Consider the following 15,984-nt stretch of genomic DNA (forward strand, 5'->3'; position numbering starts at 1 on the left):
ACTAATTAACCAATCTTAGTATCAACAGCAACACTAGGACTCATTGTAGAAGACATAAAAATGCTTTTTACATAAACTCCTTTTGCCGTAGTTGGCTTAAGTTTCATTAATGTTTGTAATAATTCATTTGCATTACCTGCAATTTTATCAGCACTAAACGATGCTTTACCTATCGCAGCGTGTACAATACCCGTTTTATCAACTTTAAAATCGATTTTACCAGCTTTTACTTCTGTTACTGCTTTAGCAACATCCATAGTTACTGTACCTGTTTTTGGGTTAGGCATTAAACCTCTCGGTCCTAATACACGTCCTAATGGGCCTAATTTCCCCATAACACTTGGCATTGTAATAATTACGTCTACATCTGTCCAACCACTCTTGATTTTATCAAGGTATTCATCTAAACCAACGTAATCTGCACCAGCTTCTTTAGCTTCTGCTTCCTTATCTGGTGTTACTAATGCTAATACTTTCATATCTTTACCAGTACCATGTGGAAGCGATACAACACCTCTCACCATTTGATTTGCTTTTCTAGGATCTACTCCTAAACGCACCGCCAAATCTATTGACGCATCAAACTTTGTATTGGTAATTTCCTTTATTAATGCTGACGCTTCTTCAACAGAATAAATTCTTCCTTTTTCTATTTTAGCTGCAGCTTCTTTTTGCTTTTTTGTTAATCTTGCCATTTTTTAATGTCTTTTAAAGATTAATTAGGAAATTTTCCTGTAACGGTTATTCCCATAGATCTTGCTGTACCAGCAACCATTTTCATAGCAGACTCTGTAGTAAATGCATTTAAATCTACCATTTTGTCTTCTGCAATAGTTTTAATCTGATCCCAAGAAACTTTAGCTACTTTTTTTCGGTTTGGCTCTCCAGATCCCTTTTTCACCTTAGCTGCTTCTAATAATTGAACTGCTGCCGGTGGTGTTTTTATTACAAAGTCAAATGATTTGTCTTTGTAAACAGATATAACTACTGGTAATACTTTACCAGGTTTATCTTGGGTTCTAGCATTGAATTGCTTACAGAACTCCATGATGTTAACACCTGCAGCTCCTAAAGCGGGTCCAACCGGTGGCGACGGATTCGCAGCACCTCCCCGAACTTGTAACTTAACTACTTTACCTAATTCTTTTGCCATTTTTAATAATTTAGTTTGATGCTATCTTCCTATTGGAAGCGAAAGAGAACAACGTATCTTTATGTAACAATTATTATACTTTTTCTACTTGCATATAACTTAATTCTAATGGTGTTTTTCTTCCAAAAATCTTAACCATTACTTCAAGTTTACGCTTTTCTTCATTTATCTTTTCTATAGTTCCGTCAAATCCATTAAATGGACCATCAATAACTTTTACTGTTTCTCCTTTTGTGAAAGGAATAGCAACGTTAACAGTTTCTTCAACAGACAACTCATCAACTTTACCTAACATTCTGTTTACTTCAGATTGTCTAAGTGGAACAGGATCACCTCCTTTTGTTTCACCTAAAAAACCAATTACATTAGTAACCGAACGTATAATATGAGGTACTTCTCCTGTTAAATTAGCTTGAACCATTATATATCCTGGAAAAAACACTTTCTCCTTATGGATTTTTTTTCCATTTCTAATTTGGATTACTCGCTCTGTAGGGACTAATACTTGATCAACATAATCTTGAAGACCTAATCGAGCTATTTCATTCTCAATATAAGTTTTAATCTTATTTTCTTGACCACTTACTGCTCTAACAACGTACCATTTTTTTTCGCTTACTTCTGACATAAAATCAACATTAATCATTAATTAATTAACTCAAAGTAATAACTCACAACTTTACTGAATACTGTATCTACCCCCCAAATTGCTAAGGAAAATATAATTGAAAATACAGCAACTAAAACCGTTAGACTTTGTGCTTCAGCCCATGATGGCCAACTCACATTGTTTTTAAGTTCTTCAAATGATTCTTTTACGTAATTTACAATTCCGGCCATTTATTATTTTTTTGAACATTTTACTTCGATTACTCTTAGTTACAGACTACACTCGATGTAAACTTATTTAGAAACCTCTCTGTCTCTTATTGTTGCACGGGTTGAGAGACTTACTTCGACTACGCTCAGCATAAACTTCTCACTCACAATCCTTTGCTTCGCACGGGTTGAGAGACTCGAACTCCCGACACCTGGTTTTGGAGACCAGTGCTCTACCAACTGAGCTAAACCCGTAAATATAAGTCAAGGTATTCCGAAAAAACGGAATACCTTAACTATACTATTTATTTTAAAACTTTATTAGTCTAAAATCTCAGTTACCTGACCTGCACCAACAGTTCTACCACCTTCACGGATAGCGAAACGTAAACCTACGTTCATTGCAATTGGTTGAATCAACTCAACATGAATTGTTAAGTTATCACCAGGCATAACCATTTCAACTCCATCAGGAAGCGCAATGTTTCCAGTTACGTCAGTTGTACGAACGTAGAACTGTGGACGGTAGTTATTATGGAATGGTGTGTGACGACCACCTTCTTCTTTTTTAAGGATATAAACCTCAGCTTTAAATTTAGCATGTGGTGTTACAGAACCTGGCTTACAGATTACCATACCTCTAGAGATTTGAGTTTTCTCTATACCTCTTAATAAGATACCAGCATTATCACCAGCTTCACCTCTATCTAATATTTGACGGAACATTTCGATACCTGTAATAGTAGATGTTAATTTCTCAGCACCCATACCAATAATTTCTACAGGATCTCCAGTGTTAGCGATACCAGTTTCGATACGACCTGTTGCAACAGTTCCACGACCAGTAATTGAGAATACATCTTCAATTGGCATTAAGAAATCTTTATCAACTTCTCTTAATGGCTCTTCAATCCATGAATCACAAGCTTCCATTAATTCCATTACGGTATCAACCCACTTTTGCTCACCGTTAAGCGCACCTAAAGCAGAACCAGCAATTACAGGTCCATTATCTCCATCATACTCATAGAAAGATAATAAATCTCTAATTTCCATATCTACTAACTCAAGTAATTCTTCATCATCAACCATATCCACTTTATTCATGAATACAACGATACGAGGAATACCTACTTGACGTCCTAATAAGATATGCTCACGAGTTTGTGGCATTGGACCATCTGTAGCAGCAACTACTAAAATAGCACCATCCATTTGAGCAGCACCAGTAACCATGTTCTTTACGTAATCGGCGTGACCTGGACAGTCAACGTGAGCGTAATGACGATTAGCTGTTGCATATTCTACGTGAGATGTATTAATTGTTATACCTCTTTCTTTTTCTTCTGGAGCGTTATCGATTTGATCGAAATCTTTTGCTTCTGATAAACCTGCATCAGCTAATACTTTAGTAATAGCAGCAGTTAAAGTTGTTTTACCGTGATCTACGTGTCCAATAGTACCAATATTTAAGTGCGGTTTTGAACGATCGAAAGTTGCCTTTGCCATGTTTTTTAAATAATTTAATCTTAGTTATATAATAATACTTAATGTATTCTAATTTTTTCAGTCTTTAAAATAGAGCCAATGACGGGAATTGAACCCGTGACCTCTTCCTTACCAAGGAAACGCTCTACCCCTGAGCTACACCGGCTTAAAATATAGAGCGAGAGACCGGGTTCGAACCGGCGACATTCAGCTTGGAAGGCTGACGCTCTACCAACTGAGCTACTCTCGCAATTATTTACAATTCTAAGTTTAAAATATACTTTCTTAAATCACCTTAATTTCTATTGGTTATTCAAAAAAGTGGGGAGAGCAGGATTCGAACCTGCGAAGACGTAGTCAGCAGATTTACAGTCTGCCCTCGTTGGCCGCTTGAGTATCTCCCCAATTAAACTTATTTCACTTTTTTAAAGAACTTAAGTCGAAGAAGAACTTATCCTCAACTACGTTTAGGATAAAACTTCTTGTTCTAAATCAAAAACAGCCACAAAACCACTTTTAATCTCCTTTACGTTATTCACTTTTTAGAGCCGATGAAGGGACTCCCTTCGACTACGCTCAGGATAAACTTCTCGTCCCAACTAACCTTTGTTTTCAAAATAAAACTTAGGATAATTACCTGATACGCTTTTCAAAATTTCAAGAGCCGATGGAGGGACTCCCTTCGACTACGCTCAGGATAAACTTCTCGTCCCAACTAACCTTTGTTTTCAAAATAAAACTTAGGGTAATTGCCTGATACGCTTTTCAAAATTTCAAGAGCCGATGGAGGGACTCGAACCCACGACCTGCTGATTACAAATCAGCTGCTCTAGCCAGCTGAGCTACATCGGCATTTTTTATACTTTTTACGCATAAAAAAAGCCCGCTATTTCTAACGGACTGCAAATGTATAGATTTATTTTTTTAATCAAAACATTTTTTAAGAATTTTTACTATAAATGTGATCTTAATTTCTCTTTTCTCTTTTTTAGTTGTCTTTCTAATGATGATACAGCAACATCTGCTCCTTCTTCAAAACTTTTACATTGTTTCTTAACTACAAAACTATCTCCGGGAACACTTACCCTTGCTTCAAAAATTTTATTTTCTTTTTCACTTGTATTTTCTACTTTTAAATAAACATCTGATTTAATAACTTTATCATAAAACATATCTAATTTATCCATGCGCTTTTGAATAAAATCAATTAACTTTTGGTCAGCATTAAAATTGACTGATTGCGTGTTTACTTTCATCCTTCTGTTTTTTGGTTAATAATCTTTTACTATACTATTTTTTACTTCTAGGGTGTGCTTGTATGTGCACTTTTTTTAATTCAGCTATACTATTATGTGTATAAACTTGAGTTGCAGCTAAACTTGAGTGTCCTAAAAGTTCTTTAACAGCATTTAAATCAGCACCTTGATTTAACAAATGTGTTGCGAAAGAATGACGCAAAATATGCGGACTCTTTTTAACCTTTGTTGATGCTTCACTAAAATACTCATTTATTATTCTGTAAACAAGTGTTTCATAAATTTTAAATCCCTTTTTCGTTAAAAACAGACTATTAGCATCCGTAATACTCTGTAATTCAATTCTTGAAATCAAATATTTACTCAAAGTGTTGACTACTGAATCTAATAACGGAACGATACGCTCTTTATTTCTCTTACCTAACACCTTTAACGTTTTATTATGAAGATCTATACTTGCAAGACTCAGTTCAACTAATTCTATTCTTCTAATTCCTGTTGAATAGAAAAGCTCTATAATTAGTTTATTACGAATACTTTCGAAATCGTCATCAAAATTTAAGTCGTCTAAAACAGTCATTATTTCTAGTTCTGAAAACGGGACTTGGATTTTTTTGCTTGTTTTTAATGCCTTATGTTTTGATAACGGATTCAAGTTTATATCCTCAGTTCTTAAAAGAAACTTATAATAGGTATTTAATGCTGATACTTTTCTATTAATACTTCTATTTGACAAGCCTGTTTCTACCATATTAACTATCCAACTCCTTATCTGTGAATAATTCACATTCTTTATTATATCTGAGTCATATTCTTCTTTTATAAATTCTGAAAATGTTTCTAAGTCTTTTTGATATGCATTGACTGTTAATACAGAATATTTTTTCTCTAGTAATAAATAGTCAATAAACGGTTTTAACTGCATCTTTAAGATTCCTTATATCTAGATAAAAGTACGAAGTTTTAATTGTTATTTAAGTTGAGAACAAAAAAAATCCCGCTTTGAGCGGGATTCTAATATTGTATGTGAAGATTATTTCCTAATATGTGGAAATTACGTCTAAAAACAAATTCGATTACATCGAAAACTTCTTTTTAAACTTCTTCTGCATCTCTTAATCCTTGTACGTACTGAGCTTTTTGAATCTGTGCTCTACGTACCACAGAAGGCTTGTTAAACTGCTTACGTGTTTGTAATTGACGCTTAGCTCCAGTTTTATCAAACTTTCTTTTAAAACGCTTTAGCGCTCTATCTATATTTTCTCCTTCTTTAATAGGTATTATTAACATAGTGCCTTAACCTCCTCTCTTTTAGATTTTCAGGCTGCAAATATATATACTATTTTGGAATTACAAATTATGATTTTACGATTTTTTTAATACATGATTAAACACACCTAATTCATCTTAAATATAAAATGAGTTCAATGATATAATCGTAATTTACGTTGCTGGCTTGTATTCTTTTTTATCAATAATTATTTTAGCAATAATCTCTCGTAGTATCTCTGATGTCCCCCCTCCAATTGGGCCTAATCTACTATCTCTTAAAAGTCGTGCCATTGGATATTCTTCCATATATCCATACCCCCCTAAAAATTGAAGGCATTGATAAATAACATCGTCTGCCATTTTTGTTGACTTCAATTTAGACATGGATGCTTCTTTAACAACATACTCACCTTTGTTTAATCTGTAGGCAACCGAATAATTAAATTCTTTACAAATTTCCATTTCGGTATATAGGTCTGAAATATTATGTCTTAGTGCTTGGAATTCATCGATTGATTTACCAAAAGCTTGACGTTCTGACATATATTGTAATGCATACTCCAATGCGTACTCAGCTCGTGCGTGTGCATTAACTCCCATAACTAAACGTTCTAAAGAAAAATGTTGCAATATATAGGCAAAGCCTTTATTTTCTTCTCCCATTAAGTTGGCGGCTGGTATTTTAACATTATCAAAAGCGATTTCTCCTGTATCTGATGCTCTCCAACCTAACTTATCTAATTTAGTTGCTGAAACCCCTTCTGAGTCTCTATCTATTACAAATATACTAACACCTTTATTACCTAGTTCTGGTCTTGTTTTTGCTGCGACTATTAAATAATCACTATATACTCCATTTGTAATAAATGTTTTAGAACCATTAATAACATAGTGGTCACCTTCTTTTACGGCAGTTGTTCGCATACCAGCTACATCACTACCTCCAAAAGGTTCTGTAATGCATAGACAGCCTATTTTATCCCCAGTTATACTTGGTGCTAAATACTTTTGTTTTATATCTTCATCACCTTCAGCATTTAAATGCGTCATGGCTAAATAAACATGTGCCCAAATTGCAGCTGCAAAACCACCTGAATTTATTTTTTGTAGTTCTTCAAGAAGTATCACCGTATAGAACAAATCTAGATTCATTCCTCCATAAGCTTCTGGGTAGTTTATACCAAAAAAGCCCATGTCTCCAAATTTTTTCCAAATAAACCTATCTATGGTTCCAGTTTTTTCCCATTTTTCAATATTAGGAACCACTTCTTTATTTAAAAAGTCTTGAAGGCTTTTTCTAAAAAGATTATGCTCTTCTGTGAAGTACATACTATTCATTTATTAAAATTTATTATTCTTTATCGGTTAGATACTATTTAGTAATTAACTTTTCTGTATTATGGTTCATTTCAAGTTAATACCAAATTATATAAACGCTGCTATTTTTTTAATCGAGGGACAAATATAATTTAATTATATCGATTTTATTTACTGGAAAGTCTTTTACTTTTTTTAATTCTTCTAGAGACTTATATCCCTCTCTTAATTGACGTTGCTCAATTATATTATGTGCCAAATCATAGTCTATATGCTGAACAGTTACCAAGCTTTCTAGAGTTGCCATATTTATATTTATTTTTTTTATTTGTCTTGGCGTTTTTACTGTAAAATGGTTAGTTATCCTTTCTATAATCTCTGGAGTCAATCCATATACATCCTGAAGCTGTATATCATCAATAAAACCTCCAACAAATTTATTTCTAAACTTTATAATACGTTCTGAAAAAGCAACTCCAATACCATGTATCTTTTGCAATTGTTGTGCCGTAGCATTGTTTAAGTCGTGTTTTTGGGCAAAAGACTTTGATGTGTTACTATAACTATTAATAGGTTTTTGTTTTCTTTTTGAGTTGGATACCCATTCTGGAAATTTAAAATATGGTGCTATTTGATTTAAAAGCGAGTCGGATATTTTTGTGACTTCTTGAAATTGCTTTGTTGAATTAATCCAATTATTCTGCTCTCTATAAATTAATAATCTATCAATTTCTTTATTAGACATTCCTAGCGATGCTCCTTTAAAATCTGTTATGTAATTTGGATTGAAAGGGTAAATTCTAGGTTTACTCTTTTCTAATTTTATTAATCTAAGTGAATCAATTTCTTCATTGAATTGAGCAAGGGTTTCTTTATCAACCGAAATATCTTCGGATTGAAAGTCTACAAAAAAATAAATACATTGTAACCCAATTATGAGTATTATTAATAAAAAAATCCCATTTCGTTGTTCTTTAGAAAACATAAAATGGGATTTCATAATTTATCTTTTTTATTATCTAGTTAAAGGTTAAAACCCTGCAATTTCATTCCAGTTACTTTAGTTTCTATAAACTTTTTTGCGTGCCGATTGTCATTTCGAACACAGAGAGAAATCTCATCACAAATTCCAAAATAATGAGATTCCTCTTCGTTCCTCATTCGGAATGACAAACCAACTCTAAACAAAGAATGGAATTCTTTGTTTAAAACTATGGATTTTCAATCCTTAGTAGTTTATTTAATTACGACCAGGTTTAATCGCTTTTAAATATTTTGAAAGCTCTTCTCTTACTTTAGGAAATAAAATAAAGCACCCTATTATATTCGGCACGGCCATTGCAAAAATCATGGCATCAGAAAAATCTGTTACGGCTCCAAGACTCACCGCTGAACCTATTACTATAAATAAACAAAATAAGATTTTATATGAATAATCTGCAGCTTTAGATCTTCCAAATAAGAACATCCAAGATTGTAAACCATAATAAGACCATGACAGCATGGTTGACAATGCAAACAATACGACTGCTAAAGTTAAAACATATGGAAACCAAGGAATAACAGACTCAAAAGCTTTTGATGTTGCCAATACACCATCTGGAGCTTTTACTCCATATTCCATAATACTTCCATCTCCATTTGTTATAATAATTACCAAAGCTGTCATTGTACAAACCACAACTGTATCTATAAAGGGTTCTAATAAAGCAACTAACCCTTCGGATGCAGGATATTTAGTTTTCACTGCAGAGTGCGCTATTGCTGCTGATCCTACACCTGCTTCATTAGAAAAAGCAGCTCTCTGGAAACCTATAATTAAGACACCTAAAACGCCTCCTGTAATTCCTTTTGCATTAAAAGCACCATCAAATATTTGCCCGAAAGCAGAACCTATTAAATTAAAATTAGCTACCAAAATAACTATGGCAGCAATAAAATAAATTCCAACCATAAAAGGTACTACTTTTTCTGTAATGCTTCCTATTCTCTTTATTCCTCCAATAATAACTACGGCAACTATTATAGCCATAACAATTCCAAAAATAACACCAGCAGCCGTTGAGTTAGCTCCAATCATGGTATTAAATTGTTGTGCTGCCTGATTAGCCTGAAACATATTTCCGCCTCCAAAAGAACCACCTATACACATGATTGCAAATAAAACGGCTAATACTTTTCCTAAACCTCCTTTACCAACATCAGCAAGGCCTTTTTTAAGATAATACATCGGGCCACCAAAAACAGTACCGTCTTCTCCTATATCTCTATATTTTACTCCAAGTGTACACTCTACAAATTTTGAAGACATTCCTAATAAACCAGCTAAAATCATCCAAAAAGTAGCTCCAGGACCACCTAAAGAAATTGCGATCGCAACTCCTGCTATATTACCCAAGCCTACTGTTCCTGATAATGCCGCTGTAAGCGCCTGAAAATGTGAAACCTCTCCTTCTTTACCTTCAATAGCTATGGTATCAACGATATCTCCATCAACTACATTTACCATTGCTTTTGGTTCAACTTCATGATGATCAATATCATCATATTTACCTCTAACGATATTTATTGAAACTGGAAACAGCCTAATATTTACAACTTTAAATAGTATTGTAAAAAGTAATCCTGCTAATAAAAGCATAATAATTACCATAGGCATGCCTACTTCTTCAGTAAATTGAACTGGATAAAAAACGATCGATCCCCATGCATCTGATATTGGTTTAAAAGCCTCATTGAATTTTTCATCTATACCTTTTTCGGCAGACTCTTGTGCAAATGTTATAAATGGTATTATTAAAGTAAATATTGAAAGAAAATATTTCTTCATAGGATATGTTGAATTAATTAATTTTATTGAAAAATTCTTATTAAAAGCTAGCAAGATGCTAAAAAAAAATGATTTTTTAAAACAATGGTTGTTAAAATCAAGGATTCACTAATTTATATTGTATTCAGAATTGAGGGCATCGATCTGTTCTGGTCGTCCCAAAACGATAAGTTTTGAATTTGATGCTAATTCTAATTCTGCTTCTGGATTCACCAAATACTCACCATTTTCATCTTTATACCCAATAACGGTACACCCTGTTTTTTTACGTAGGTCTAAATCTTTTATTGTTCTGACGTCTTTCGAGTTACCATAAAGCTTTTCAACTGCAACTTCTTCTATATTAATATTTGATTTGCCAACAATTGACAGATTATCAATAAACTCCATTAAACCAGGAACCACTACTAATGAGGCCATATGATCTCCTCCTATTTTATCAGGTAAAATAACATTATTAGCTCCTGCCAGTTTTAATTTATCGTATGAAGTTTCTAAAGAAGCTCTGCTTATAATGTTAATAGACTTATTTAATTGTCTGGTTGAAAGCACAACAAATAGATTATCGGCATCATTAGGTAAAGCAGATATTAAACAAGACGCTCTATCAATTCCCGCTTGAACTAGAGTTTCATCTTCATTAGCATTACCAATAACATAAGGGACACCTTCAACCTGTAAACGTTCTTCTATTCCTTTATCTTTCTCTACAACTACAAATTCTTTTTTATGTGCCAAAAGTTTTCTAGCTGCCTGCTTACCGTTTCTGCCGTAACCGCAAATAACTATATGACCTTTAAAACTGTCTATCTTTTTTTGCATCTTCTTATGTATTAATTCTTCAATATCATTTTTGCTTAATATATACTCAGTAATTATCGAGAGTGCATATCCTACAATAACAACACTTGCTAATATTAAAAATATAGTAAAAATTTTCGATTGATCGTCTAAAGGAACCACCTCACCAAAACCAACAGTAGTCATGGTAATAACAGTCATATAAAGCGAATCAATCCACGAATAACTGGATATCATTTTATAGCCCGTAATACCTATTAACAAAATAACTACTAGCAAAAATACTGCTGTATATATTTTGGTTCTAAAAAATTTTATAAGTGGATTCATAGAAATATCAATCTGATTATAAATCAAAAACCGATGTGCGCTTGGTATAAACCAAATCTTTAATTTTCATCCAAAAAGCTAAGAATAAATATAAGGCAAAACCAAAACCAACAGTTACAAATGTTAAGTACATGAATGTTGTTCTAACTACTTTAGCTCTAATACCTAATCTATCTGCTATACGTTGACAAACATAGTAGCCATGCTTTTGAAAAAACAATAATGGTTTATAGATGTAATTCATGCTGCAATTTAAATATAATATTTAACAAAATTATGTATTTTAGATTCCCTCTTTTGTGGAACTAACAAATTCGTTAAAACCTAGAATAAAACTTCAATGAAGTAAATTATTGTTATTTAACGATTAGAGTATTACCAACGGCACATTGTAAACATTTATTTTTATCACAATATTCTGTCTTAAGTTGAATAAGTCCTTGTGAATTTAGCGCCGAATTTGATACCGTTTTTAAGTTATTAAATGCTGTGATAATACTATTCTTTTCTGAAGCAATTGAGGTTGCTACTTTTATAATATCCGAATTAACGGTTTCTCCTTTATATTTTGTATAACAAAATTTAAGAGGTAGAATCGTATTGATTAATACTAAATCTATAAACGATTTAGTGAGACTTTTTTTAGATGATTTTGATTCTTTTTGAAATGTGTAATGCGTTTCCCAAAACGTTGATGTAGATACTTTAAATAACTTGTAAAAATGATTCAAATGATTTGCTTCTAAAATCTTTGAAAATAGGTTTTGGTGTTCATAATATAGACTCGCTAATTGAGACAGCCTAATGGTTGGAAAATTTGAAGGTCTTAGCCTAAAAAATTGACATGGTAATATGTGACTATTTTCTAATTTAAACTTTTGTTTTAAAAATTGATACTCTTTAACAAGACTTAAATAATAAACATCTTCAATGCTCTCATTCAATAACCCCGATTGTCCAAACAATAGAGCTTCTAAGGTTTGTTGGTTATACTGCGATTTTCTTAATATTGAAAAATCAATGGATTTTGCCAAGCTAAAAAATGAATCTCCATTTACTTTAAGACCGAAATTTTTAGCTAGCATTTTAAACAAAACGGCTTCCCAATCATTTTTTGATTCTTTTAACAGCAACTCTATTGTTTTAGATTTTCTTTCTAAACGTTCTAAGTATAATCGTTCTAACCAATTGTTTAAAACAAAATCATTACTGTTTGCAAAATCACGTTCACAATTGATCCACTTGTTTTCTTTATTAAATAGTTCTTCATAATTACTTAAAACATCTTTACTAACTAAGTCTTTTAACTCTAAAGTCGGTACGACAGAATGATCTTTTCTAAAAACATCTGTATCGTGTTCCCAAACGACATGTAAAATAACATTATCATATGCTTTATCTTGTTCATGATGATGTAAAAACCAATCAGATGATTTTACATGAATCTCAACATTACCAGCCCAAAGTTGTTCATCAATAGTAAGTTGAGCATTAAAAAAATCTGGACCAGAATTCGGATTATGCTGTCCTACAGTATTAATTATAACGGTTTCTCCTTTTATAGTTTGAAGCCTATTTATTTGAATTTTTTTATATTTCCAGATGTAATGTAGAAAATCTTCTTGCATGCAACTAAAGTAAGAATTGTTATACATTTATTCTAAATTAGAATAAGAAATTACATCTAAATATCTTTTTTTAACAAAAAGTTTTATTCAAGATGTCGTAATTAAATAAAAATAATTGGATTTTATATTGGTAATTGAAGTAATTAAATGGCTTTTTTATTATAAGCTTTGCTGTAAGACTTTAACAATTCATATAATTTTTCCGGGTTGAAAGGTTTCCCCATAAATCCATTCATTTTATATTGCTCAGTTTTCTTTTTAACATCGGTTTGTGCGAAAGCAGTTAAGGCTATTATTGGAATATTTGCTTTATTTTTATCTTCATATTTTCTAATAATTTTTGCTGCTTGATACCCATTTATTTTTGGCATTTGCAAGTCCATAAGTATAAGGTCGTAATTATGTTTTTTAAAGAGCTCTAGTACTTCTTCTCCATTTTCTGCAATGGTAAATGTAATACCCCATTTACTGAAAAAACGTTTAAGAATTAGGACATTCATTTTATTATCTTCAGCTACTAGTACATTTATGTCTATAGGCTCATAGTTTGGCTGCATTTTAATCATATCTGGCTCATAGACACTAAGTCGATTGCTTACTTTATAAGTAATCTCAAAGAAAAATGTTGAACCTTTTCCAAGTTCACTTTCAACTATTAAGTCACTTTTTTGAAGGTTTAATAGCTTTTTACTTATGGACAAACCAAGACCTGTACCTCCATATGTAACAGACGTTTCTGAATTAGCCTGCATAAAGCTTTCAAAAATAGACTCTTGCTTACTTTTTGATATGCCTATGCCCGTATCCATAACTTTAAAAACTAATGTTACTTTATTTTCTTTAACGCCTAAGTTTTTAACGCTAAGATTAATACACCCATTTTTGGTAAATTTTAAAGAATTGCTCAATAAATTTTTAATTATTTGAGTCAATTTCAACTTGTCTCCTATAAGGTTATCTGGCACATCATTTTCTTTAATTACATTAAAGATTAAACCTTTTTTTTCTGTTCTTAAACCAAAATGAGATTTTATACTTTCTAAAAAATAATTTAAACTAAAATCCTTCTCTATAAGTTTTAACTTGCCAGACTTTATTTTATCAAAGTCTAACAAATCATTAATCAATCCTAATAAATGTTCTCCCGAATATTTTAATGCTTTTAGGTTTTCCAACTGATCTGGCAGATGATCTTCCATTAACAGAATATTAGTTAATCCAGTGACTGCATTCAAAGGTGTTCTAATTTCATGAGACATAGTAGATAAAAATTCATCTTTAGATTTACTTGCCTTTTGTAATTCTATTTCTGTTTCCTTAAGGTTTGTCACATCTATAATGGTTCCTATAAAACCAGTTGAGATTCCTTTACGGTCTTTAATGAGCTTTGACTTTACTTCAAACCACATGATTTCACCGTTTCTTTCATTTTTAAATATGAACTTAATATGTTCTTTTTCTTTGGAAAACAGATCATCAAATCGTTTAAAGCCATCTATATTCTTACCTTGTAAAAAGGTTCTAAAGCTTTTTCCCACCGCATAATCAATAGGAATTCCAGAGTATTCTGCCCAAGCATTATTTAAAAAGGTGAAATTTCCATCAAGATCAGTTTCAAAAAGAACACCTCCTATATTATCAACAATATGCTCTAATTTTTTATTAATATTGTCTCTTTCCTTTATTAACCTTTGATTGGCCACAAATAATTCTCTAGAACTTTCTTCAAGAATATTTTCAATATGTTTTACATCTTTGTCAAAACTCTTATAAGCATCATTAACCATATTAAAAAACTGGACAAATTCTGGATTCTCAGACGTGTTTAATCCTGTTTTTTTAAGCTGACGCTTTAATAGTCTATGATAATCTTTATTTAGCATTCTGAGAGCGTTGTAATAGTCATTGTTTGATTATGTAATTCACAAGGTGAAAATTCTCCAAAAGGAGCTATTTCTCCATATGAATAAAAACCAGTTATACTAGGTTTATCTCCGATTATATCTCTTACTGCTTCTACTTCTTCTTCTACCATTTGTTTTAGAACTAATCGACGTCCTACACAACTAATAAGTATGGCTAATTCAGATTTATTTTCTTGTTCTTTATTAGCTCCAATTGCAGAATCTGCTGCTCCATCTATTAATCTATCTATATTTGCTTTCATTAAACGCACATAAGACCCTTCAGGAATATTACCAGCAAATGTTAAACTTTGGTCTTCTTCATTTATTGCTAAAATAGTTCTAACTACTGGTGTAGACTCTTCATCCAACCTCATGCTTAAAGGAAACAGCAATCCAGAACTTGGCAAATCGTTAGCTTGTTTTCCTAAAAAGGATTTATACAATTCTAATGCTGGGTAACCATCTAATTCATAAAGAACATTTTTATTCGATTTAGTTACCAAACGTTCTATACCAAAACTATCCCAGCCTCCTTTTGAACTGAATCCTACTTTTAAATTCTCTCCATAAAACCCTAAAGCAATAATGGTTTTATCAACTACTTTATCACCATTAATAACAAATGTTTTATTGAAGTCTGAACCATCTGCTGCTAAACCTCCTGTTATACTTACATTCGGAATTTCTGACTTTAGGCCCGAAACTAAATCGGCTCCATTAACATTGAGTCCATCACTTAACACCAATACATGTTTTAAGTCTTTATTATAAAGATCTTTTGCTAAGAATTGTCCGGATTTATAACTACAATCCATATCAATAATTTCTATTGATGACTTTTTACAGATAACTTTGTCTAGTTTTATTGCCGTTAAAGATATTGTTTCATCTTTAACAGTAACATCTGATATTTCTCCTGCTGTAGAGCATCCAATTATAGTTGCTTTTGGATACTTATTATTTATAAAACCTAGCACTTCTTTTTTGGGATTGAAGCTTGGGGAAACAAAAAGTAGAAATATATTAGCTTCAATATTTAAAGCTGAAATATCTTCTAGCCAATTATCCTGTTGTAGGGATATTTGTTGAACATTCATATCTGGTACTTTATGGTTAGTAAATTTGGGCGAATGCATTTCATCGTTAAATTAATGCATTTTGTCGAAAATAAAACAAAAATCAA

At 32.0% G+C, this 15,984-nt stretch carries 16 protein-coding genes and 5 tRNA genes; all 21 read right to left on the reverse strand.

Annotated elements, in window-relative coordinates; all coding sequences use genetic code 11:
• Nucleotides 1-5 precede the first annotated feature (5 nt).
• On the reverse strand, nt 6-695 hold the full coding sequence (rplA, locus tag Q4Q39_RS16085) for a 50S ribosomal protein L1 (protein WP_135877074.1): 690 nt from the start codon (nt 693-695) through the stop codon (nt 6-8).
• A gap of 20 nt (nt 696-715) precedes the next feature.
• Entirely contained in the window at nt 716-1,153 is a 438-nt protein-coding gene (gene rplK / locus Q4Q39_RS16090; RefSeq protein WP_135877075.1) for a 50S ribosomal protein L11, read from the reverse strand.
• Between the two features lie 73 nt (nt 1,154-1,226).
• Entirely contained in the window at nt 1,227-1,781 is a 555-nt protein-coding gene (gene nusG, locus Q4Q39_RS16095; RefSeq protein ID WP_135877076.1) for a transcription termination/antitermination protein NusG, read from the reverse strand.
• Nucleotides 1,782-1,798: 17 nt separating this feature from the next.
• Complete coding sequence (gene secE / locus Q4Q39_RS16100) at nt 1,799-1,993, reverse strand: preprotein translocase subunit SecE (RefSeq protein WP_135877077.1); 195 nt, start codon at nt 1,991-1,993, stop codon at nt 1,799-1,801.
• Between the two features lie 161 nt (nt 1,994-2,154).
• A tRNA-Trp gene (locus Q4Q39_RS16105) sits at nt 2,155-2,227 on the reverse strand.
• Nucleotides 2,228-2,293: 66 nt separating this feature from the next.
• On the reverse strand, nt 2,294-3,481 hold the full coding sequence (gene tuf, locus Q4Q39_RS16110) for an elongation factor Tu (RefSeq protein WP_303283585.1): 1,188 nt from the start codon (nt 3,479-3,481) through the stop codon (nt 2,294-2,296).
• Nucleotides 3,482-3,554: 73 nt separating this feature from the next.
• Nucleotides 3,555-3,626, reverse strand: a tRNA-Thr gene (locus Q4Q39_RS16115).
• 11 nt (nt 3,627-3,637) lie between these two features.
• Nucleotides 3,638-3,710 (reverse strand) — tRNA-Gly (locus Q4Q39_RS16120).
• Nucleotides 3,711-3,782: 72 nt separating this feature from the next.
• Nucleotides 3,783-3,864: transfer RNA gene (locus tag Q4Q39_RS16125), tRNA-Tyr, on the reverse strand.
• Between the two features lie 374 nt (nt 3,865-4,238).
• Nucleotides 4,239-4,312 (reverse strand) — tRNA-Thr (locus Q4Q39_RS16130).
• 101 nt (nt 4,313-4,413) lie between these two features.
• Nucleotides 4,414-4,716 (reverse strand): ribosome hibernation-promoting factor, HPF/YfiA family, encoded by a 303-nt coding sequence (gene hpf / locus Q4Q39_RS16135; RefSeq protein WP_135877079.1) that lies wholly within the window; start codon nt 4,714-4,716, stop codon nt 4,414-4,416.
• 34 nt (nt 4,717-4,750) lie between these two features.
• On the reverse strand, nt 4,751-5,641 hold the full coding sequence (locus Q4Q39_RS16140) for a tyrosine-type recombinase/integrase (RefSeq protein WP_303283586.1): 891 nt from the start codon (nt 5,639-5,641) through the stop codon (nt 4,751-4,753).
• 170 nt (nt 5,642-5,811) lie between these two features.
• Entirely contained in the window at nt 5,812-6,006 is a 195-nt protein-coding gene (rpsU, locus tag Q4Q39_RS16145) for a 30S ribosomal protein S21 (RefSeq protein WP_303283587.1), read from the reverse strand.
• A 153-nt stretch (nt 6,007-6,159) separates the two neighbouring features.
• Entirely contained in the window at nt 6,160-7,326 is a 1,167-nt protein-coding gene (locus Q4Q39_RS16150; protein WP_303283588.1) for an acyl-CoA dehydrogenase family protein, read from the reverse strand.
• Between the two features lie 109 nt (nt 7,327-7,435).
• Nucleotides 7,436-8,305: a helix-hairpin-helix domain-containing protein gene (locus Q4Q39_RS16155; RefSeq protein WP_303283589.1), complete on the reverse strand. Its 870-nt coding sequence runs from the start codon at nt 8,303-8,305 to the stop codon at nt 7,436-7,438.
• Nucleotides 8,306-8,545: 240 nt separating this feature from the next.
• On the reverse strand, nt 8,546-10,135 hold the full coding sequence (locus Q4Q39_RS16160) for an alanine/glycine:cation symporter family protein (RefSeq protein ID WP_303283590.1): 1,590 nt from the start codon (nt 10,133-10,135) through the stop codon (nt 8,546-8,548).
• 108 nt (nt 10,136-10,243) lie between these two features.
• On the reverse strand, nt 10,244-11,266 hold the full coding sequence (locus Q4Q39_RS16165; protein ID WP_303283591.1) for a potassium channel family protein: 1,023 nt from the start codon (nt 11,264-11,266) through the stop codon (nt 10,244-10,246).
• A 16-nt stretch (nt 11,267-11,282) separates the two neighbouring features.
• On the reverse strand, nt 11,283-11,510 hold the full coding sequence (locus Q4Q39_RS16170; protein ID WP_303283592.1) for a PspC domain-containing protein: 228 nt from the start codon (nt 11,508-11,510) through the stop codon (nt 11,283-11,285).
• 112 nt (nt 11,511-11,622) lie between these two features.
• Nucleotides 11,623-12,894, reverse strand: coding sequence for a DUF2851 family protein (locus Q4Q39_RS16175; protein WP_303283593.1), 1,272 nt, complete (start codon nt 12,892-12,894; stop codon nt 11,623-11,625).
• Between the two features lie 143 nt (nt 12,895-13,037).
• Nucleotides 13,038-14,777 carry a PAS domain-containing sensor histidine kinase gene (locus Q4Q39_RS16180; protein ID WP_303283594.1) on the reverse strand — a complete coding sequence of 580 codons (1,740 nt, stop codon included), beginning with the start codon at nt 14,775-14,777 and terminating at the stop codon, nt 13,038-13,040.
• Entirely contained in the window at nt 14,771-15,898 is a 1,128-nt protein-coding gene (locus Q4Q39_RS16185; protein WP_303283595.1) for an FIST signal transduction protein, read from the reverse strand. Before Q4Q39_RS16185 ends, Q4Q39_RS16180 begins: the two co-directional genes overlap by 7 nt.
• Nucleotides 15,899-15,984: the final 86 nt, after the last annotated feature.

Source organism: Flavivirga amylovorans (assembly GCF_030540875.1).
Classification (GTDB): Bacteria; Bacteroidota; Bacteroidia; order Flavobacteriales; family Flavobacteriaceae; genus Flavivirga; species Flavivirga amylovorans.

What these genes read in the sequence shown, in the direction of transcription:
- Q4Q39_RS16155 (WP_303283589.1), bottom strand. Translation starts at nt 8,305, where the DNA reads ATGAAATCCCATTTTATGTTTTCTAAAGAACAACGAAATGGGATTTTT.
- tuf (WP_303283585.1), bottom strand. Translation starts at nt 3,481, where the DNA reads ATGGCAAAGGCAACTTTCGATCGTTCAAAACCGCACTTAAATATTGGT.
- Q4Q39_RS16180 (WP_303283594.1), bottom strand. Translation starts at nt 14,777, where the DNA reads ATGCTAAATAAAGATTATCATAGACTATTAAAGCGTCAGCTTAAAAAA.
- nusG (WP_135877076.1), bottom strand. Translation starts at nt 1,781, where the DNA reads ATGTCAGAAGTAAGCGAAAAAAAATGGTACGTTGTTAGAGCAGTAAGT.
- Q4Q39_RS16150 (WP_303283588.1), bottom strand. Translation starts at nt 7,326, where the DNA reads ATGAATAGTATGTACTTCACAGAAGAGCATAATCTTTTTAGAAAAAGC.
- hpf (WP_135877079.1), bottom strand. Translation starts at nt 4,716, where the DNA reads ATGAAAGTAAACACGCAATCAGTCAATTTTAATGCTGACCAAAAGTTA.
- Q4Q39_RS16165 (WP_303283591.1), bottom strand. Translation starts at nt 11,266, where the DNA reads ATGAATCCACTTATAAAATTTTTTAGAACCAAAATATATACAGCAGTA.
- Q4Q39_RS16160 (WP_303283590.1), bottom strand. Translation starts at nt 10,135, where the DNA reads ATGAAGAAATATTTTCTTTCAATATTTACTTTAATAATACCATTTATA.
- rplK (WP_135877075.1), bottom strand. Translation starts at nt 1,153, where the DNA reads ATGGCAAAAGAATTAGGTAAAGTAGTTAAGTTACAAGTTCGGGGAGGT.
- Q4Q39_RS16170 (WP_303283592.1), bottom strand. Translation starts at nt 11,510, where the DNA reads ATGAATTACATCTATAAACCATTATTGTTTTTTCAAAAGCATGGCTAC.
- Q4Q39_RS16140 (WP_303283586.1), bottom strand. Translation starts at nt 5,641, where the DNA reads ATGCAGTTAAAACCGTTTATTGACTATTTATTACTAGAGAAAAAATAT.
- secE (WP_135877077.1), bottom strand. Translation starts at nt 1,993, where the DNA reads ATGGCCGGAATTGTAAATTACGTAAAAGAATCATTTGAAGAACTTAAA.
- Q4Q39_RS16175 (WP_303283593.1), bottom strand. Translation starts at nt 12,894, where the DNA reads ATGCAAGAAGATTTTCTACATTACATCTGGAAATATAAAAAAATTCAA.
- rpsU (WP_303283587.1), bottom strand. Translation starts at nt 6,006, where the DNA reads ATGTTAATAATACCTATTAAAGAAGGAGAAAATATAGATAGAGCGCTA.
- rplA (WP_135877074.1), bottom strand. Translation starts at nt 695, where the DNA reads ATGGCAAGATTAACAAAAAAGCAAAAAGAAGCTGCAGCTAAAATAGAA.
- Q4Q39_RS16185 (WP_303283595.1), bottom strand. Translation starts at nt 15,898, where the DNA reads ATGAATGTTCAACAAATATCCCTACAACAGGATAATTGGCTAGAAGAT.